Annotated in this window: 15 protein-coding genes; 8 read left to right on the plus strand and 7 right to left on the minus strand. The window is 72.2% G+C overall.

What is annotated here, in order from left to right; all coding sequences use genetic code 11:
* Positions 1-2 precede the first annotated feature (2 nt).
* The 3 genes from CP969_RS01205 to CP969_RS01215 all read right to left on the minus strand — a co-directional run bounded on the left by CP969_RS01205 (position 3) and on the right by CP969_RS01215 (position 3,370).
* A complete protein-coding gene (locus CP969_RS01205; protein ID WP_016828305.1) occupies positions 3-1,526 on the minus strand; it encodes a class I adenylate-forming enzyme family protein in 1,524 nt (507 codons plus the stop codon).
* A gap of 479 nt (positions 1,527-2,005) precedes the next feature.
* A complete protein-coding gene (locus CP969_RS01210) occupies positions 2,006-2,341 on the minus strand; it encodes a hypothetical protein (RefSeq protein ID WP_016828304.1) in 336 nt (111 codons plus the stop codon).
* 378 nt (positions 2,342-2,719) lie between these two features.
* Positions 2,720-3,370: a TetR family transcriptional regulator gene (locus tag CP969_RS01215; RefSeq protein WP_016828303.1), complete on the minus strand. Its 651-nt coding sequence runs from the start codon at positions 3,368-3,370 to the stop codon at positions 2,720-2,722.
* A gap of 491 nt (positions 3,371-3,861) precedes the next feature.
* On the opposite strand from CP969_RS01215, the gene CP969_RS01220 reads away from it, so the two are divergent.
* The 5 genes from CP969_RS01220 (at position 3,862) to CP969_RS01240 (ending at position 10,348) form a co-directional block, all read left to right on the plus strand.
* On the plus strand, positions 3,862-4,815 hold the full coding sequence (locus tag CP969_RS01220) for a GNAT family N-acetyltransferase (RefSeq protein ID WP_016828302.1): 954 nt from the start codon (positions 3,862-3,864) through the stop codon (positions 4,813-4,815).
* Positions 4,816-5,360: 545 nt separating this feature from the next.
* On the plus strand, positions 5,361-6,542 hold the full coding sequence (locus CP969_RS01225) for an aromatic ring-hydroxylating oxygenase subunit alpha (RefSeq protein WP_016828301.1): 1,182 nt from the start codon (positions 5,361-5,363) through the stop codon (positions 6,540-6,542).
* 154 nt (positions 6,543-6,696) lie between these two features.
* Positions 6,697-7,497 carry an SDR family NAD(P)-dependent oxidoreductase gene (locus CP969_RS01230; RefSeq protein ID WP_016828300.1) on the plus strand — a complete coding sequence of 267 codons (801 nt, stop codon included), beginning with the start codon at positions 6,697-6,699 and terminating at the stop codon, positions 7,495-7,497.
* Positions 7,498-8,344: 847 nt separating this feature from the next.
* The gene (locus tag CP969_RS01235) at positions 8,345-9,688 is read left to right on the plus strand and encodes an MFS transporter (RefSeq protein ID WP_039831371.1); all 1,344 of its coding nucleotides are present in this window, start codon (positions 8,345-8,347) and stop codon (positions 9,686-9,688) included.
* A gap of 96 nt (positions 9,689-9,784) precedes the next feature.
* Positions 9,785-10,348: a lipocalin-like domain-containing protein gene (locus tag CP969_RS01240; RefSeq protein ID WP_016828298.1), complete on the plus strand. Its 564-nt coding sequence runs from the start codon at positions 9,785-9,787 to the stop codon at positions 10,346-10,348.
* 62 nt (positions 10,349-10,410) lie between these two features.
* Here CP969_RS01240 and CP969_RS01245 read toward each other — a convergent pair whose 3' ends face one another.
* Together CP969_RS01245 and CP969_RS01250 are read right to left on the minus strand one after the other, a co-directional pair.
* Positions 10,411-11,577, minus strand: coding sequence for a thiolase C-terminal domain-containing protein (locus CP969_RS01245; RefSeq protein WP_016828297.1), 1,167 nt, complete (start codon positions 11,575-11,577; stop codon positions 10,411-10,413).
* Positions 11,574-12,011, minus strand: coding sequence for a Zn-ribbon domain-containing OB-fold protein (locus tag CP969_RS01250; RefSeq protein WP_016828296.1), 438 nt, complete (start codon positions 12,009-12,011; stop codon positions 11,574-11,576). Before CP969_RS01250 ends, CP969_RS01245 begins: the two co-directional genes overlap by 4 nt.
* A 331-nt stretch (positions 12,012-12,342) precedes the next feature.
* Here CP969_RS01250 and CP969_RS01255 point away from each other — a divergent pair, with 331 nt between their 5' ends.
* From CP969_RS01255 to CP969_RS01265, 3 genes are all read left to right on the plus strand, one after another.
* Complete coding sequence (locus CP969_RS01255; RefSeq protein WP_016828295.1) at positions 12,343-13,155, plus strand: enoyl-CoA hydratase/isomerase family protein; 813 nt, start codon at positions 12,343-12,345, stop codon at positions 13,153-13,155.
* 76 nt (positions 13,156-13,231) lie between these two features.
* Positions 13,232-14,269, plus strand: coding sequence for an LLM class F420-dependent oxidoreductase (locus CP969_RS01260; protein WP_026085555.1), 1,038 nt, complete (start codon positions 13,232-13,234; stop codon positions 14,267-14,269).
* Positions 14,266-15,771, plus strand: coding sequence for an acetyl-CoA acetyltransferase (locus tag CP969_RS01265; RefSeq protein ID WP_016828293.1), 1,506 nt, complete (start codon positions 14,266-14,268; stop codon positions 15,769-15,771). Before CP969_RS01260 ends, CP969_RS01265 begins: the two co-directional genes overlap by 4 nt.
* A gap of 260 nt (positions 15,772-16,031) precedes the next feature.
* Here the strand turns inward: CP969_RS01265 and CP969_RS01270 are convergent, their stop codons facing one another.
* Positions 16,032-17,186, minus strand: a complete 1,155-nt coding sequence (locus CP969_RS01270; protein ID WP_016828292.1) for an acyl-CoA dehydrogenase family protein — start codon at positions 17,184-17,186, stop codon at positions 16,032-16,034.
* 37 nt (positions 17,187-17,223) lie between these two features.
* Positions 17,224-18,327, minus strand: coding sequence for a CaiB/BaiF CoA transferase family protein (locus CP969_RS01275; RefSeq protein ID WP_026085554.1), 1,104 nt, complete (start codon positions 18,325-18,327; stop codon positions 17,224-17,226).
* Positions 18,328-18,349: the final 22 nt, after the last annotated feature.

An 18,349-nucleotide genomic window follows, 5' to 3' on the forward strand; every position in this document is an offset into this window, starting at 1 on the left:
GGTCAGCGCACCTTGCCGTGCGTGCGGGGCAGGTCGGCGTAGGTGGCCTTGAGGTCGCGCTTGGCGATCTTGCCGCTGGCCATCCGCGGCAGGGCCTCGTCGAGGAGGACGACGTAGCGCGGGACCTTGTAGTCGGCCATGCGCTCGTTGCAGTGGGCCACCACGTCGGCGGGGTCGATCGGACCGTCGGCCTTGATCAGGGCGGCCGGGGTCTCGCCGAACTTGGCGTCCTCCACGGCGATGACGGCGACCTCCTCGATGCCGGGCATCTCCTGGAGGACGTTCTCGATCTCGGTCGGCGAGATGTTCAGCCCACCCGAGATGATCATGTCCTTCATGCGATCGACGAAGGTCAGGTAGCCGCGCTCGTCGAGGATGCCCATGTCCCCGGTGTGCAGCCAGCCGTCCACGATGGTCGTGCGGGTGGCTTCCTCGTTGCGCCAGTAGCCGGGCATCATCCCCGGTCCGCGCAGGAGGATCTGGCCGGGGGTGCCGGGCGGACAGTCGACGCCCTCCGGGTCGACGACCCTGATCCTGGTGAAGGCGCCGCCCCAGCCGCACTTCTCCGGGTGCTCCATCGCCTCGTCGCGCGGCATCACGGTGGCGGATCCGCCGATCTCGGTCTGGCCGTAGATCTGGCGCAGCGAGACGCCCTTGCGCTGCCAGGAGGCGAGCAGGTCCACCGGCACCCGCGCGCCGCCCACGTGGGCGGTGGTCAGGCTGGTGAGGTCGGCCTCCGCGAAGCCGGGCTGTGCCGCGACCTGCTCGAACAGGATGGGCGGGCCGGTGAACGTGGTGACCTTCTGGTCGGCCAGCACACGCAGGGCCCGGGCCGGGTCGAAGCGGGGCTGCAGCAGCAGCGTGCCGCCGTGCAGGATCGTGCGGAAGAGTCCCCACACGAGACCGGCCGCGGTGAACAGCGGGAGCACAAGCAGGGGTCTGAAGCCGTTGGGCAGTATCGGCTCCATGAGGGACCACTCGTGCATCTCGCCGGCGATGGTGGCGTGGGTGAAGATGACGCCTTTGGGTTTGCCGGTGGTGCCGCTGGTGTAGACGATCGCGGCCGTCTCGGAGACGTCGGACACCGGCGGCACGACGGGGGCGTGGGTGCCGTCCCGCAGGGACCGGACGTCGCTCTGGAAGGACTTGAGGACGACCCCGGGCTGCTCCCGGCGGGCCTCCTCCAGGCGCTCGCGCAGCGCGTCGTCGCCGTAGACGACGGTCGGCTCGCAGTCCTCCAGGAGCCCGGCGAGCTCGCGGGCCACCATGCGGTGGTTGAAGGGGGCGACGACGGCACCGAGCTTGAGCGCGCCGAGGGTGGCCGCGCACCACTCCAGGGAGTTCTGCCCCACCAGGGCGACCCGGTCTCCTCGGCCCACTCCCGCCGCGACGAGATCGGCGGCGATCCCGTCCGCCCAGCTCTCCAGCTGGCGGTAGGTGACCACGTCGCCGTCGAAATCGATGGCCAGCTGGTCGGGAATGTTCCGAGCCCACCAGGTCAGGGTGCTCACGAGCGTTCCGCTCACGTCTGTTCCTCCTGCGCTCTGTCCACGATCGCTTCCGCCACCTCGGGTCGCTCCACGGGGCGCCCCCTTTGGCAAGGAGGCAGCGGATACACCCGAGCACATGTCGGAAGAATTCTGATGAAGGGAGTCACACGTCGTGTGGTCGGTGGGCCCTTGTCGAGGGGCCTGCTGTCCACCGGCTGCCGACGGACGGTCCGGGCGGGCCGTCGGCCGGTGTCGTGCCCGGCCGGGCCGCCCGGTGCGGCGTGCACCGGTGGTTCGGAGCACGGGCGGACGGGGTCGTCACCGGCTGCTCGGCGTACCGGGCCCGCGATCCCCGAGGTGGCGGGAATCCTTCGTGTGACCGTGGCCGCTTAATCTAAGGACTTCAGGTACCGCGGACAAGGCTTTTGCGGGATGTTCTCCCGATCGGGCGGAATTACTCCTCCCGTACCGGCCCTTCGACGCCCGCCGGTCCGCGTCGAAAGCGCCCGCCGGGGTCAGCCCCCGGCCTCCGGGGGGAAGTTCTCGAGGGCGGCGGCCTTCCAGGAGCCGTCGCGCGACTCCCACACGGACCGCAGGCCGATCCGACCGTCGGAGGTGTCGTACACCGTCTCCCCCACCCAGGTGGCGCCCTCGCGCCGGATGTCGACGACGCGGAGCGAGGCGACCTTCCCGCGAGGGACGGTCACTCCGCGGAAGACCTGGGGGATGTTCTCCTGCACCATGTCGGCCAAGGACGCCTCGACGTTCCCGTCGAGGACGTACTGGACATGCCGCCGGTAGAGCTCGTGGAACTCCTGGGACTCTTGTGACTCCTGGGACTGCGTGGACATCTGGACGTGCCTCCCCATCGGTGACCGTGGGGGCCGTGGCGCCCCCTGCGGAACCAGAGTCGACGCTCCTGGCGTGAACTCACCCTCAGCCTAAAGCTCTTAGATAATGGGCGGCAAGGGTTCGGGAGGGGAAGCACCCGCGAGAGTGCGCCCACCGACCTCGCCACACACCTCGGCGGACAGGCGGTACGCAGGGGGTTCGGGGCGACGCGACAGGTGGCGACCGGGCCGGAACGCCGCCGCGCCCCTCTCCCGAACGGAAGGGGGCGCGGCGGTACGGCGGGGATTCACCACCCGGCCGGAGAGCACCTCCCTGCGGGACCTCGGCTCCCCGGCGCGGGGGCTCGGGCCCGGCGAGGGCTCATGCCCGGAGGGGGCTCACTGCCCGGCGGGCGCCTCCGCCCGCGAGGCCGCGTCCAGCTGCATGACGCCGACCAGGAAGCTCCGGATCGTCTGTTCGAAGATCTGCTCGGCGCTCCATTCGTTGGCGGCGAGGGCCGATGTGAGGGTGGGCTCCTCCGCGGCGTCGACGTGCGGGAAGATCTGCGCCTGACTCTCCGGGGTCTTCATGGCCTCGCTGAGGCTGGCGCCCAGACTCAGCTTCTCCATGCCGTCCAGGATGAGCACGTGCAGGTGTTGCGGTACGCCCGCCTTCTCCAGGAAGCGGGCCACCTTCTCGTACATGGCGATCAGGACGTCGCGCGGCAGGTACTCGAGCAGGATGGGAGCCGCGTTGCGGTGGCGCAGGATCGAGCGCCGGAAGTTCAGGGCGAGGGCGACGAAGAGGTCAGGCCAGTTCTCGTCGGCGGGACGGCGCGGGAAGGGCGTGTCCACCATGATCGCCCGGGCCACCTCGGTCATGAGTTCGGTCTTGTTCTTGAAGTGGTGATACAGCGAGGGCGCTCGGACTCCCATCACCTTCGCCAGTCGAGGCATGCTGAACGCCTCGATCCCTTCCACGTCGATGATCTTCAAGGTGGCCGCGACGATCGCTTCGCGGCTGAGCAGAGGTTGGAGTGGTCGGGCCATGGCCGCAGTATCCCGCACCCCGGCGGCGGATAGGACCCGGCGTCGCGGGCGCCCCGCCGCGCCCCGACAAAACCGGCTCCGCACCCCACTCCCGGGCGACGCGCCGAGAGGGCGCCAGGCGCGAACCCGGCAGGGCGCCGCACACCACCCCCCGCACCTCACAGATCACCGCCCGATCCCCTCGGCGGACACCCTCCCACTAACCGACTCTCCATAGGTTTCAGATCACTCTTCCCCAGGCGTGGGATCACCACACTCGCCTGTCACTGCAAGGAGATAATCGAGACACCCGGGCTTGTGAGCACCACATCTGGCCTATAGCTTGGAGGTAATGAGCTGCTGAGACCGTCGTCGCCGCGCACCGGCGTGGGAGCGCCCCTTTCGGACCCGCCGCCCGCGCACCGCATCCGCGGCCGCCCGAACTCCGGCACCCGGCACCGTCCGCCGCGGGCGGCGCCACGGGGTGACGACCCGATATCCGAGGACGTTCTGTGATCACGTACGAGTGGGGCACCTCCTTCGGCACCGACCCGGAGGTCGTCAGTCTGTTGCGCGACGCGGCGGACTTCGACGCGGAGCAGGGTTTCTCGGCCGTGCAGTCGGTCCCGGCCGCGGGCACGGACGGGGCGCCCCCCGGGCGGGTCACCGAACTCGTCGCCCGGATGAGCGACGAGGTGGGCGCCGTCGGCTCGCCGGACGGGGAGGAGGCGGTCGTGGCCTTCCTGCGGATCACCTCGCAGGGCGACGGCACCGCCACCACCGAGTTCGTGGTGGGCCCCGAGTACCGGTCCCTGGGGATCGCGACCCTGCTGTTCGAGGAGCTGGGGCTGGCCCGCGGCGGGGCGGCCCGGTGGGCCGGCGAGGGCGTTCGGTCGCTGCGCGCCTGGGCGCACGGCTCGCACCCCGCGGCGGAGCGGATGGCGCGCCGGTTCGGCGCGGTGCCCGAGGACGCGTCGTGGCGGATCATCCGGCCGATGCATCGGCCGGGCAGCGTGCCGGAGCCGGAACCGCCCACCGGGGTGGACCTGCGCCCGCTGCACCCGGAGTCGGACACGGCGGTGGTGGCCGCGCTCGCCGACGCCGAGAAGGACGGCCGCGGCGCCGGCCGGGTCGGTCCGGAGGTGCTGGTGGCGGTCGAGGCGTCGGGGGAGGTGCTGGGCTTCGTGGCGTACTCCCCGCACCCCCTGGCCGGGGAGGCGCCGGACGGTCCGGGATCGGTGCACCTGCTGGCGCCGCCGACCCGGGGCGAGGCGCACGCGGTGTCACGGGCGCTGCTCGCGGCGGCGCTGAAGCGGCTGGCCGAGGCGGGCGTGCGGGAGGTGGAAATGTCGGTGGACCCACTGGACGAGCCGCTGGTGCGGGCCTGCCGCAGCGTCGGCTTCCACCACGACCAGACCGACGTGTGCTTCAGCGTGCCGGTCGACGCACCTGCCGCGGTCGTCTGACGGGCGCACCGGCACCGGCGGACGCGAGGCGGGGCTCCCCGAGGAGGAGGGGGCCCCGCCTCTCGCCTTCCGCGGACTCCCGGGCGCGTCCGGCAGCCTCCCCCCTCCCCCCGACACGGGCAGGCGCAGATCGACCCGCCGCCGGGACCACCCTGCACGCCCCTTCGCCCACCGGCCGGGCCGGGCCTCGCGGACCCGTCGCCCAGGGCCGGGGGAGGGCGCCGCGACCCGGCCGACGACCGAGAGTCCCTCGCCGTGTGCTTGACCTCAGAAACCTACAATCATAAGATTAAGTGAGCTTTTCGCAGACGGGTGCGTCCGGCGGCGAGCATGCGCCACCGGACCGCCCGCGGACCGGGGCCCACCTCGCCCACAAGATGCCCCACGCCCCACTCGTCGCCGTTCCCGTGCCTCCTCGGCGGGGTCGACGAAGAAGGGGAACCGACGTCGCGTGTCTCGCATCCCGCGTCGCGAGACCGCATCCGCCTCTGAGGTCCCGAGCCACCGCAGCGGCGCAAGGAACGCGGACAGTACAGGAGGACGACGTGACGGAATTTGATGCAAAGCGCGAAGAGCGAATTCGTCGCCTGCTCGAGCACCTGCGGAACGACACGACCGACCAGTTCGAGGGAACGGTCTCCTTCAGCCCGACGGAGTTCACCGACGCCGACCTCGCGGCCCGTGAGCGCGAGCTGATCTTCGCGCGGGTCCCGTCGATCGTCGCGCACGGCTCGGAGATCCCCGAGCCCAACGACTTCATCACCCTGCAGCTCCCGCGCAACAACGCCATCGTGGTGCGTCAGCCGGACGGCGGCATCAAGGCCTTCGTCAACCAGTGCCGGCACCGGGGCGCCCTGCTGGAGGAGGCGGCGTCGGGCAAGTGCCGCTTGTTCTCCTGCGGCTACCACCGCTGGTCCTACGACACCGACGGCACCCTGCGCACCATCACCCGCGACAACACCTTCGGCGACCTCGACCGCAGCCAGTTCGGGCTGCTCGAACTGCCCGCCGAGGAGCGACACGGCTTCATCTGGGTGATCGACTCGGTCGGCGCCGAGATCGACGTCGCCGCCTGGCTCGGCCCGGAGATGGACGAGGTCCTGGCCGGGTACAAGCTGGACAACCTGGTCTCCTTCCGTGCCGAGGGCTTCGACGAGCCGTGCAACTGGAAGCTGATGCAGGACGCCTTCCTGGACGGCTACCACATCCAGTACGCGCACCCGAACACCGCGGGCAAGATCGTCCACACCAATGTCTACGCCTTCGAGGACTACGGGCGGCACTGCCGCTGGCTGGCGCCCCGCAAGACGATCGACCGCTGGATCGACGAGGACCCGGGCGACCAGAGCCTCGCCAAGCACGTGACCGAGTCGCACCTGCTGCTGCCCAACAGCACCCTGCTGCGCCTGCCCGACAACCACTTCGAGCTGCTGACCTTCCGTCCCGACCCGGTCGACCCGGGGCGCTGCCGGATGGAGATGCGGGTCATCGTGCCGCGTCTGGAGGAGACCTCCTACGACGAGGAGACCTGGAACAAGCGCTGGCAGCGGAACTGGCAGATCCTGCTGGACGTGCTGCACGCGGAGGACTTCCCGCTGCTGCGCGGCTCCCAGCGGGCGCTGGCAAGCCAGGACGCCGGCCCCATGGTGTTCGGTCGCAACGAGGTCGCCAACCAGGTCTTCCACCGGGAGACCCAGCGGCTGCTCGCGGCCGACGACGCGAGCTGACGCCCGCACCTCCCCCGTGCCGGAGACCTCCCGGCACCCCTTCTCCCCCACCCCCGGCTCACGAGCCGCACCGGCCGGTCGGGGGCGGATGCCGCACACCCGCCGCACCCGCCCCCGACCGGCCCGGACCGGCCCGGACAGACAAGGACGGCACATGGGCAGCACGACGACACAGCGCCCCCTTCCCGAGAACGGCGTGCTGGACCTGTTCCGGCTGGACGGCAGGACCGCGCTGGTCACCGGCGCCAGTTCGGGGCTGGGCGCGGGCTTCGCCCTCGCCCTGGCCGAGGCCGGCGCACAGGTGGTCCTGACGGCCCGCCGCGCGGACCGCCTGCGCGAGACGGCCGAGCGCATCGAGGCGCTCGGCGGCGAGTGCCTGGTCGTCGCCACCGACGTGACCGACCCGGAGCAGTGCGAGGAGGCGGTGGCGGCGGCCGTCGCGCGCTTCGGGAAACTCGACATCCTGATCAACAACGCCGGTGTCTCCTCCGCGGTGCCCGCGCTGCGCGAGCGGCCCGAGGACTTCCGTCAGGTGCTGGACGTCAACCTGATGGGCGCGTACTGGATGGCCCAGTCGTGTGCGCGGGTCATGGGGCCGGGCTCCAGCATCGTGAACGTGGCCAGCGTGCTGGGCCTGATCAAGTCGGTGCTGCCGCAGGCCGCCTACGCCGCGAGCAAGGCCGGCCTCATCGGGCTGACCAGGGACCTGTCCCAGCAGTGGGCCGGGCGCCGCGGCATCCGGGTCAACGCCGTCGCACCCGGGTTCGTGGCCACCGAGATGATCGCCGAGATGCCCTCGGAGACGCTGGACGAGTTCCTGCGCGCGACCAGCCCGCTGGCCCGCACCGGCACCCAGCGGGAGCTCGACGCGGCCGTGGTGTTCCTGGCGGCCCCGGCCTCCAGCTACATCACCGGCACGACCCTCGCCGTGGACGGGGGCATGTCCGGGCACTGAGCGCCCGCGCCCCACCGGCGTCGCCGTACGCCGGCTCGGCCCCGCTCCGGTTCTCGCACCGGAGTCGGCCGGGCCGGCGCTCGTCGTTGCCTTCGAGCGGACGATCACTAACCTTCTTCCCATAGATCCTCTGCGCTTCCTTACGGGTGTACGCTCGACACCCGTCCGCGGCGACGCGACCCCGGAGGCGGACCGGCCTGACCGTGGCGACCCGCCAGCCCCCCGTCCGCGCGCCGCGAGATCCACCACGCACTCCACAACAGAACGCCCCGACCTGCAGCATCATTTGATTCGGGGCCCCTCCCCCGCTTCCCGCCGCCACCCCGACGAGGCCCCCGCGGGCACCGGGAGCGTGACACGACCGCGGCCGCCGGGAGGGCGCATCGCGCGAGGCGGAAAAATCCCCCGCCCGACCCTTGACCATAAACTACGGTCATAAGTTAAATGGCCACGTCTCACCCGAGTATTCCCGGCCGCCGCCTCTCCCGGAGGCACCGTCGGCCTCGTTGAGTTCCGCCACGCTCTCCTCTCCCCTGCCGTTCGGCCCGCAGCCGTCCGGCACCCCATCCTCCCGGCTGACCGGCCGCCGTCGATGCCACCCCGAGTGCCGTCGCCGAGGCCCGTCGGCCCGTCCTGACGCACCTACGGCCCGCCGCGCTCCGCACGCGGTCCGTCGTGTCCCGGCCGCCGCCCCTTCCTCGGGGCGGCCTCCGAGGGACACCGGGACACCGGGTCCGCGCCGCCTCCTCCCGTCGGGAGGGTGCCCGCGGAAGGAGAGCTCCACCACCCAGAACCGTCCACAGACCCCCGGGTCGGCGGACGTCTGCTCCACGACAAGGAGTTTCCCTTGACTCGACCCAGCTCGGCAGTGCGTCCGAGAACCTCGGCGGGTGCCCGGTCGGTGGTCTTCGCCTGTCTGGCGATCACGCTCATCGACGGACTGGACAGCGGCATGTACGGCGCGGTGCTGCCGACGCTGCTCCAGAACAAGCAGTGGGGCATCACCCTCGCCTCGGCCGGTGTCATCGGCAGCCTCTCCCTGATCGGGATGATGGTGGGCGCCCTGCTGTCCGGCTACGTCTCCGACCTCATCGGGCGACGCCCGACCGTGCTCGCCTGCGTCGCGAGCTTCAGCGTGTTCACCCTGCTGTGCGCGGTGGCCCCCAGCGTGGAGGTCTTCGGACTGTTCCGCCTGCTCGCCGGCCTGGGCTTCGGCGGGGCCCTTCCCTCGGTCATCGCCCTGACCATGGAGTACGTGCCGGTGGAGAGGCGGCAGTTCTACAACGGGGTCGTCCAGACCGGCTTCCCCATCGGTGGATGTCTGGTCGCCTTCCTGGCCATCTTCATGCTGCCGAACTTCGGCTGGGTCTCCCTGTTCGTCCTCGGCGGTGCCGTCGGACTGGCACTGCTCGCGATCGTCTACCGGCAGATCCCCGAATCACTCGCCTTCCTCAGCAGCCGGGGACGCCACGAGGAGGCGCGCGCCCTCGCCGAGCGCTACGGGGTCGAGCTGCCTCCGGAGCCGGCGGTCGGTACCGTGACGGAGAAGCCGAACTGGTCCTCCTCGCTGAAGCTGATGTTCGCCCCCGGGTTCCGGGTCGCGACACTGCTGTTCCCGGTGATCGGCTTCTGCGGGCTGCTGCTGGCCTACGGCATGAACACCTGGATCCCGCAGCTGCTGCGCGCCTCCGGCTACGACCTGGGCTCCGCGCTGACCTTCCTGGTCGCCTTCTACCTGGGCAGCACCATCGGCATGCTGGTCCTGGCCGGCCTCGCCGACCGCTGGGGCTCGCGTCCGGTGATCGCGGGCGGCTTCCTGTGCGGAGCCCTGGCGGTGACCTTCCTGACGATGCATCCCCCGCAGGCCGTCGTCTTCGCCATGGTGCTGGTGGTCGGGTTCTGCGCCTCCTCGCAGGCCGCGGTCGCCGGGTTCGTGGGCGTCTACTACCCGGCCGCGGCGCGCGGCACCGCTCTGGGTGCCTCGCTGGGCCTGGGTCGGCTGGGAGCCGTCTTCGGGCCGATCCTGGTGGGTCTGATCATGGGTTCCTCGCTCGGTACCTCGTGGGTGTTCTACTTCTTCGCCGCGGCGGCGCTGCTGGCCGCGCTGCTGATCGCGCTGGTGCCGCGGACCGGCATGCACGACCGCACCGCCCCGTCCACCGAACCGCAGGAGGCCGCCCCCGCCGCCTGACCCACGCCCCGCGCGCGACCCAGCTCCGCCCTCCCGGCGGTCGGCCACCCGCCGACCGCCGGGAGCGGCCGTCCGCCGCCGAACGATCGGACCGTCATGCCCCCTGCCGCACACACCCCCGACGGGCGGACGCCGCCCGACACCCGCGTCCCCTCCCCCTCGGCACCGGCTCCCGAGGAGAACGCCCCCGACGAGCACACCGCCCAGGGCCTCGCCGCCTCGCTGCTCGGCGGCTGGAACCTGGTCGACCACACCCGGCTGGTCGACGGACAGGTCGTCGGGCACCCGCTGGGGCCGGGGCCGCTGGGACGGCTGGAGTACCGGCCCGACGGGCGGATGAGCGCGCTGCTGATGCGTCGCGACCGCCCCTGGCCCGACGGCCTCTCCTTCACCCGGGCCACCGACGAGCAGCGGGGCGCGGCCGCCCTGGGCTTCGTCGGCTACGCGGGCCGGTACACGCTCCGCGGCGACCTGGTCCTGCACCACGTGGAGATGTCGCTGTACGTCGAACACGTCGGTGACGTCCTGACCCGGCGGATCTCGTGGGAAGGTCCGCGGCTCGTGCTGCACACCGAACCGCGTCCCACCCGCACGGGCGGCACCACGACGGACCGGCTGGAGTGGTCCCGCGATCCCGTCCGACCGGATCACCCCGCGTGAACGCCACCGGGCGCGCCCGACCCTGACGGTCGGGCGCGCCCGGTGACCTCCGCCCCCACGCATCAGAGGGTGTCCTCGCCGCCCAGCACCACAGCGCTGACCAGGGGGGCCGCGGGGCCGCCGGTGAGCAGCGAGACGCGGGCCCCGGGGACCTGGTTGGAGGAGGTGCCGCGCAGTTGCCGGACGGCCTCGGCGGCCAGACCGATGCCGTGCACGAACCCGCCCGCGATGTTGCCGCCGGCGGTGTTGACCGGGAGGCGGCCGCCGGGGGCGGTGAGGTTCTCGACGGTGAGCAGCTCCCCGATGTTCTCCCTGGTCACCAATCCCAGGTCGAGCATGACGGCGACGGCGGGGCCGGTGAAGTTCTCGTAGATCTGGGCGACGTCGACTTGTTCGGGGCGGATGCCCCCGTCCGCCCAGAGCTCGTCGGCCAGCGGGGCGAGGCCGGCCGAGGAGTAGTCACGGTCGTTCTCGTGCAGCTCGCCCCAGTCCTCCCCCGCGCCCTGGGCCCCGGACAGGACGTAGGCGGGGGTCTGCCGCAGGTCCCGGGCGCGTTCGGCGGTGGTGAGCAGCACGGCCCCGGCGCCGTCGTTCTCCCGGGAGGAGTCGAACAGCCGCAGCGGCTCGGAGATCATGCGCGAGGACAGGTAGGTCTCGTCGGTCAGCCGTACGTCCCGTCCGGCGGCCAGCGGGTTGCGCCCGGCGTGGACGTAGCAGGCCTGGGCGAACGCCCGCAGCGCCTCGGCCGGGACGCCGTCGTGCTCGATCATGCGCTGGGTGCGCAGGGCGCAGACCTGGGCGGGCGAGACCAGTCCGTGCGCGCGGTAGTGCTCGTCGAAGAAGTAGCTGGAGACGGCGGCGGACAGTCGTCCGCTCTGCTGCTGGGCCAGGGCACGGTAGACGATCACGTACCGGGCCTGTCCCATGGCCAGGGCGGTGGCGCCATGGAGGAGCGCGGCGCCCAGGCCGCCGCCTCCGCCGCCGGCCACCTGGGAGGCCCAGCGCAGGCGGCGGGTGCCGAGTGCGGGGGCGAGCGCGGTGGCGTCGGCGTCGTGGCCGTAGGTGGAGAAGCCGTCGACGTCGGCCGGGTCCACGCCCGCGTCCTCGCAGGCCTCGACGATGGCCTGCAACCGCAGGCCGTCCTCGTCCAGCGGCGCCTTGCCGCGCTTGTGGTACGGGGTCTCCCCGATGCCGACCACGGCCGTCGCGCCGCGCAGTGGGAACGTCATGCCGAGAGCCTCCAGCGCAGGACGGGGGTGTCATGGGTGAGCGGGCCCGCGGGCTGGATCACGCCGTGCAGGGCGGCTCCGATCCGCAGGGTGCTCTCGTCGTCGACGAGCATGCCCAGCAGGCGTACCGAGGGGACCTCGTCGAGTCGGGCCAGGACCACGGTGTAGGGGACGTGGTCGGCGAGTTCGGGCAGGAAGGGGTGCCAGGTGCGGGTCCAGGAGAAGACGGTGGCGGTCGGGGCGACGACCGGCCAGTCGAACGCGGCGCCTCGGCAGCCGGGGCAGATGCGTTGCGGGGCCCAGACGTGGCGGCCGCAGTCCCGGCAGCGGGGGATGCGCAGTTCGCCCCGGCGCAGTCCGTCCCAGTAGGGGCGGTCGGGGCCGTCGGGGTCCGGGGTGATCGGTCCGGCGGTGGGTGCCTCGGAGAGTTTCACGGGTGTCGGCCTTCCTCCGTCATGCGGTGGGGCGGGTCCTCGATGTCGGGCGGTCGCGCGGGGGCCGTCGGGCCCCGCGGTCGGGCCGGGCGCGGGCGGGTCCGAACCGGTGGGCCCGGTGATCCTCGGCGGCCCACTCCCCCACACCAACCTAAAGCTTTCTGGTTACCCACGACAAGCACATGCACTGAACCGCGACACCAGCGCAACCCTTGCCTGTTGAATCTTATGACATTAGGTTAATTCGACGGCCCTTCCTGCCGCCGTGCCGATGACCGCGGCAGCCTCGGCGTGCCGGGCCGATCTCATCGTGACGGGACAAGGAGCACCGATGACCAGCACAGTGATCGAGACGGAGGAGCCCCGTCCGGGCATCATGCTCGTGCGGCTGAACCGGCCGGACAAACTCAACGCCATGACCTCCGAGCTCATCCAGGGGTTGCACGAGGTGCTCGACCGTGTCCGGGACGACTCGCGGGTGCGGGCCGTGGTGCTCACCGGGGCGGGCCGGGCATTCTGCGCCGGCTTCGACTTCCGCGGTTACGGCGACGCGCCCGGCGCGGTGCCGGACGAGGGACGCCCGCAGGCCGGTCTGCGGGTGCAGGAGCACATCGTCGACCTGGGCGAGGCCTTCCGCCGGGTGCGCGCGCCGATCATTGCCGCCGTCAACGGGGCCGCGGCCGGAGGCGGCATGGCCCTGTCCCTGTTCTGCGACATCCGGGTGATGGCCTCCTCGGCCGCCTTCCACGCCTCGTTCATCAAGCGCGGCCTGGGCGGCGGCGACATCGGGGTCAGCTGGCTGCTGCCGCGTCTGATCGGCTTCTCGCGCGCCTCCGAACTGCTGCTCACCGGCGGCACCCTGGACGCCGCCGAGGCCGAGCGCATCGGCCTGGTGTCGACCGTGGTCCCGGACGAGGAACTGCTGGAGGCGGCGTTGGACCGGGCGTCGGCGATCGCCGAGAACAGCCCGTTCGGGGTGTGGATGACCAAGAGCGTGCTGTGGGCCAACCTGGAGAACCCGAGCTTCCGTTCGGCCGTCCAGCTGGAGAACCGCACCCAGATCCTGAGCACGATGACCGAGGACCACCAGGAGGCGGTCGAAGCGTTCCTGGAGAAGCGCCCGCCCGTCTACCGCAACCGCTGAGGCCCGCGTGGACGCACCCGACACGGAGCGCGCCGGCCGCCTCCCGGTCGCTCCCGCACACCGCGGAGGCACGCGCATGAAGGTCGGATTCCAGGCCGGCTACTGGGGCTCCGGCCCACCGGCGAAGGTCGAGCAGCGCCTGCACGAGGCCGAGGCGCTGGGCGTGGACAGCTTCTGGACCGCCGAGGCCTACGGCTCCGACGCCTTCACCCCCCTGGCCTGGTGGGGGGCGCGGACCTCGCGGATCCGACTGGGCACCTCGGTGGCCCAGATCTCGGCCCGCACCCCGACCGCGACGGCGATGGCGGCACTGACCCTGGACCACCTCAGCGGGGGCCGGGTGATGCTCGGCCTGGGCGCCTCCGGACCCCAGGTCGTCGAGGGCTGGTACGGGCAGCCCTACCCGCGGCCGTTGGAGCGCACCCGGGAGTACGTGGAGATCCTGCGCAGCGTCTGGGAGCGCCGTGAGCCCGTGACCTACGAGGGCCGCCACTACCGGCTGCCGCATCCGGGCGGCACCGGGCTGGGTAAACCGCTGCGGTCCACGGTCCACCCGCTGCGGCCCGACATCCCGATGCTGCTGGGAGCGGAGGGTCCCAGGAACGTGGCGCTGGCGGCGGAGATCGCCGACGGCTGGATCCCGCTGTGGTTCTCGCCCCGGAGCGACGCGTTCTACCGGGACGCGTTGCACGAGGGGTTCACCCGCCCCGGTGCCCGGCGCGGACCGGAGGACTTCGAGGTCGCCGCGGTCTGCCCGATCGTCGAGCACGACGACGTCGAGGTCGCGGCGAGGAGGATCAAACCGATGATCGCGCTGTACGCGGGCGGGATGGGCGCCAAGGGCGCCAACTTCCACACCGAGGTCTTCGCCCGGATGGGCTGGGGCGAGGCGTGCGCGGAGATTCAGGACCTGTATCTGGCGGGACGCAAGGAGGCAGCGGTGGAGGCCGTACCGACGGCGATGGTGGAGGACGTGGCACTGGTGGGACCGGTCGACAAGATCTGCGAGGAGATCGCCCGCGCGTGGCGTCCCACCTGTGTCACCACGATGATCCTGGCCGGCTGGCCCCGGTCAGAGGCGCGCGGGCGCATCCTGGAGGCGGTGCGCGGATGAACCTCGACCCCCGTACCCCCGTCCTGGTCGGCACCGGGCAGCTCAACCAGCGGGACGACGCCCTCGAACCGGTCGGCCTGCTGGCCGCGGCGGCCCGCGAGGCCGAGCGCGACTCGGGCGGCACCTCGCTGCTGAAGTCGCTGGACGCCGTCCGCCTGGTGCGCATGCTGTCCTGGCGCTACCGTGACCCCGGCGCCCTGCTCGCAGAGCAGGTCGGTGCCTCCCCCCGGGACACCGCGTACACCGCCGACGGCGGCAACAACCCGCAGGCGCTGCTGAACGGTGCCGCGTCGGACATCGCCGCCGGACGCGCCGACGTCGTGCTGATCGGCGGGGCGGAGACGTGGCGGACCCGGATGCGGCTGCGGGCCCGGGGCGAGCGCCCCGCCTGGACCGTGCAGGACGAGACGGTGCCGGCCGCACCGCTGCTGGGCGGCTCCGGTCCGCTGCTGGGCCAGGGCGAGAAGCGGATCGGGCTGGAGCCGCCGTCCTGGGTGTATCCGCTGTTCGAGCAGGCGCACCGGATCGACGCGGGCCGCACCGTCGAGGAGCAACTGCGGGTCGGCGCACGGCTGTGGGCGGACTTCAGCCGGGTGGCCGCGGACAACCCGCACGCCTGGATCCGGCGGGCGCACACGGCGGAGGAGATCCTGACGCCTTCGCCGGACAATCGCTGGATCGCCTGGCCCTACCCGAAGCTGATGAACTCCAACAACATGGTGGAGCAGGGGGCGGCGCTGCTGCTGTGCTCCGTGGAGGCCGCCCGCCGTCACGGGGTGCCGTCCGACCGCTGGATCTTCCCGCAGTCCGGCGCGGAGGCGAACGACACCCTCGAACTGGGCGCGCGCGGGGAGCTGCACCGCTCCCCGGCGATCCGGATCTCCGGGCGACGGGCACTGGAACTGGCGGGCACGGACGCCGGCTCCGTGGATCTGGTCGACGTCTACTCGTGTTTCCCCTCCGCGGTGCAGATCGCGGCCCGGGAACTGGGGCTGGCGCTGGACGACGCCTCCCGTCCGCTGACCGTGACCGGGGGGCTGACCTTCGCGGGCGGCCCCTGGAACAACTACGTCAGCCACTCCATCGCCACCATGGCCGCCCGGCTGCGGGACGCGCCGGGGGCGGTGGGACTGGTGACCGCGAACGGCGGCTACCTGACCAAGCACGCGATGGGCGTGTACGGGACGCGGCCGCCGCAAGCCGGTTTCCGGGCGCAGAACGTGCAGGCGGAGGTGGACCGCGAACCGCGCACCCGGGCGCTGGTGCAGTGGGAGGGCACCGGTGCGCTGGAGGCGTGGACGGTGCTCCACGACCGGGAGGGCCGCCCCGAGCGGGCGTTCCTGAGCGTGCGCACCTCGCAGGGCGGACGGACCCTGGCGGTGTGCCAGGAGGCGGACGACCTGGCCGAGATGACCGGACGGGAGCTGGCCGGCGTCCCGGTGCGGGTGGCCCTGGACGGCACCGCCCGGCTGGCGGACGCCGAGGACGCAGCCGGTCCCTGAGCCGGTCCGCGTGCAGGACGCCCCGGTCGGCTCCTCACCCCTCCAAGGCAAGAGGAGAGGGCGGAACCGACTGGGGCTTCGTCCGTTCCCGCGGTCGCGCGTGCGCGAGGGCCCGGTCGTACGTGTGCGACGACGTCACGCACCGGTGCGGAACCGACCACGCACCGGGACGGGACGCGTCGTCGTCGCACGCCGTCGTCACGCACCGGTGCCCGCGCCGCCCGAGGGGCGTGGCGCGGGCACCGAGGGGTTCGGGCGGGTCACTTACGGCCGATGAGGTCCCGACCGATGATCTGCTTCATGATCTCGTTGGTCCCACCGAAGATCTTCTGGATGCGGGAGTCCTGGAAGGCGCGCGCCACCGGGTACTCCAGCATGTAGCCGTAGCCGCCGTGCAGTTGCAGACAGCGGTCGACGACCCGGTTCTGCACCTCGGTGGCCCACCACTTGGCCTTGGCGGCGTCGACCACGGTGAGGTCGTCCTCGCCGTGGGCCAGGACGGCCCGGTCCACGAAGGCCCGGGTGACGTCGAGTTCGGTGCTCAGCTCGGCCAGTTCGAAGCGGGTGTTCTGGAAGTCCGCGATGGGCTGTCCGAAGGCTACGCGCTGCTGGGTGTATTCGATGGTGTCGGCGAGGACCGCGTCGGCGAGCGCGAGGGCGTGCGCGGCGATCGACAGGCGCTCCAGCGGCAGGTGCGAGACCAGCTGGCCGAAGCCGCCGCCGACGGTGCCCAGCACGTGGGAGTCCGGGACGAACACGTCGTCGAAGAACAGCTCGGCGGTGTCCTGTGCGTGCAGGCCGACCTTGGCGAGCTTGCGGCCGCGGGTGAAGCCGGGCATGTCGCGCTCGACCACCAGCAGGCTGAAGCCCTGCGAGCCGCCCTCCGGGTCGGTGCGCACCACGACGATGACCACGTCGGACTGGATGCCGTTGGTGATGAAGGTCTTGCTGCCGTTGACCAGCCAGCCGCCGTCCACGCGGGTGCCGGAGGTCTTGATGCCGCGCAGGTCGCTGCCGGTGCCCGGCTCGGTCATCGCGATGGCGCCGATGAGCTTGCCGGCGGCCATCCCGGGCAGCCAGCGCTTCTTCTGCTCCTCGGTGCCGAGCGAGGCGAGGTACGGGATGGCGATGTCGTCCTGGAGGGAGAAGCCGGACGCCAGCGAGGAGGCGAAGACCTTGGCCAGTTCCTCCTGGACGACGTTGCGGTAGCGGTAGTCGCTCAGGGCGGCCCCCCCGTGCTCCTCGGGTGCGGCGAGGCCGAGCAGGCCCTGTTCGCCCGCGGCGAGCCAGACGTCCCGGTCGATGAGACGCTGCTCGTCCCAGCGCTCCAGGTTCGGGACGACCTCCCTTCGGACGAACTCGGCGACGACCTCGCGGAACTCCTCGTGGTCGGCGGTATACAGGCCTCGTCTCATCGTGGCTCCTCGGGGCGTGGTGCGGGTGCGTCCGGCGTCATGGGGTGATGCCCCAGTCGGTGAGTACGGCGTGGGTGTCGGCGCCGGGGGTGGGTGGGGTGGTGGGTGGGGTGGGGGTGGTGCGGGAGAAGCGGGGTGCGGGGGCGGCCTGGGGGATGCCGTCGGGGGTGATGTGGGTGGTGCGGGCGGTGAGGTGGGGATGGGTGGTGGCTTCGGCGAAGGTCAGCACGGGGGTGACGCAGGCGTCGGTGTCGGCGAAGGCCTCGGCCCACTGGTCGCGAGTGCGGGTGGCGAAGACACGGGTGAACGTCTCGCGCAGTCGGGGCCAGCCCGCCCGGTCCTGGGGATCGGGCAGGTCGGCCGCCTCCAGACCCAGCCCTTGCAGCAGACGGGCGTAGAACTGGGGTTCCAGGGCGCCGACGGCGACGTGCCGGCCGTCGGCGCAGGCGTAGGTGTCGTAGAAGGGGGCGCCGGAGTCGAGGAGGTTGTGGGCGGGGGTGTCGTCCCACACGCCGGTGCCGCGGAACGCCCAGATCATCTGGGCCAGCGAGGTGGTGCCGTCCACGATCGCGGCGTCCACGACCTGGCCGGTGCCCGAACGGTGCCGTTCGTGCAGGGCCGCCAGGATGCCCATCACCAGGTAGAGGGAACCGCCACCGAAGTCGCCCAACAGGTTGAGGGGAACGGTGGGGCGGGCGCCGGAGGTGCCGATGGCGTGCAGGACACCGGTCACCGACAGGTAGTTGATGTCGTGCCCGGCCCGCTGCGCCCACGGCCCGTCCTGCCCCCACCCGGTCATCCGGGCGTAGATCAGACCGGGATTGCGCTCCACGAACGCCTCCGGCCCGATCCCGAGACGCTCGGCCACCTGCGGACGGAAACACTCCACCAGCACGTCGGCCCGCTCCACCAGCGCCCGCACCACCTCCAGACCCGCCGGGTCCTTCAGGTCGGCCGCCACCGAACGCCTGCCCCGCAGCAGCCAGTCCGCCGCGCCCTCGGGCACCGTGCGCAGACCCCCGCTCGGGCGCTCCACCCGCACCACGTCCGCCCCCAGGTCCGCGAGCAGCATCGCCGCGTGCGGCCCCGGCCCGATACCCCCCAACTCCACCACCCGCAGGCCGTCCAAAGGTCCGGGCATCATGTCCTCCTCGAGCCCCGCA

Origin of the sequence: Streptomyces viridosporus T7A (assembly GCF_008704515.1) — a bacterium.
GTDB lineage: Bacteria > Actinomycetota > Actinomycetes > Streptomycetales > Streptomycetaceae > Streptomyces > Streptomyces viridosporus.

Bases quoted from the DNA above. Each gene is read 5' to 3' on its own strand.
- CP969_RS01210 (WP_016828304.1), bottom strand. From the start codon at position 2,341: ATGTCCACGCAGTCCCAGGAGTCACAAGAGTCCCAGGAGTTCCACGAG.
- CP969_RS01215 (WP_016828303.1), bottom strand. From the start codon at position 3,370: ATGGCCCGACCACTCCAACCTCTGCTCAGCCGCGAAGCGATCGTCGCG.
- CP969_RS01230 (WP_016828300.1), top strand. From the start codon at position 6,697: ATGGGCAGCACGACGACACAGCGCCCCCTTCCCGAGAACGGCGTGCTG.
- CP969_RS01240 (WP_016828298.1), top strand. From the start codon at position 9,785: ATGCCCCCTGCCGCACACACCCCCGACGGGCGGACGCCGCCCGACACC.
- CP969_RS01245 (WP_016828297.1), bottom strand. From the start codon at position 11,577: ATGACGTTCCCACTGCGCGGCGCGACGGCCGTGGTCGGCATCGGGGAG.
- CP969_RS01255 (WP_016828295.1), top strand. From the start codon at position 12,343: ATGACCAGCACAGTGATCGAGACGGAGGAGCCCCGTCCGGGCATCATG.
- CP969_RS01260 (WP_026085555.1), top strand. From the start codon at position 13,232: ATGAAGGTCGGATTCCAGGCCGGCTACTGGGGCTCCGGCCCACCGGCG.
- CP969_RS01265 (WP_016828293.1), top strand. From the start codon at position 14,266: ATGAACCTCGACCCCCGTACCCCCGTCCTGGTCGGCACCGGGCAGCTC.
- CP969_RS01270 (WP_016828292.1), bottom strand. From the start codon at position 17,186: ATGAGACGAGGCCTGTATACCGCCGACCACGAGGAGTTCCGCGAGGTC.
- CP969_RS01275 (WP_026085554.1), bottom strand. From the start codon at position 18,327: ATGCCCGGACCTTTGGACGGCCTGCGGGTGGTGGAGTTGGGGGGTATC.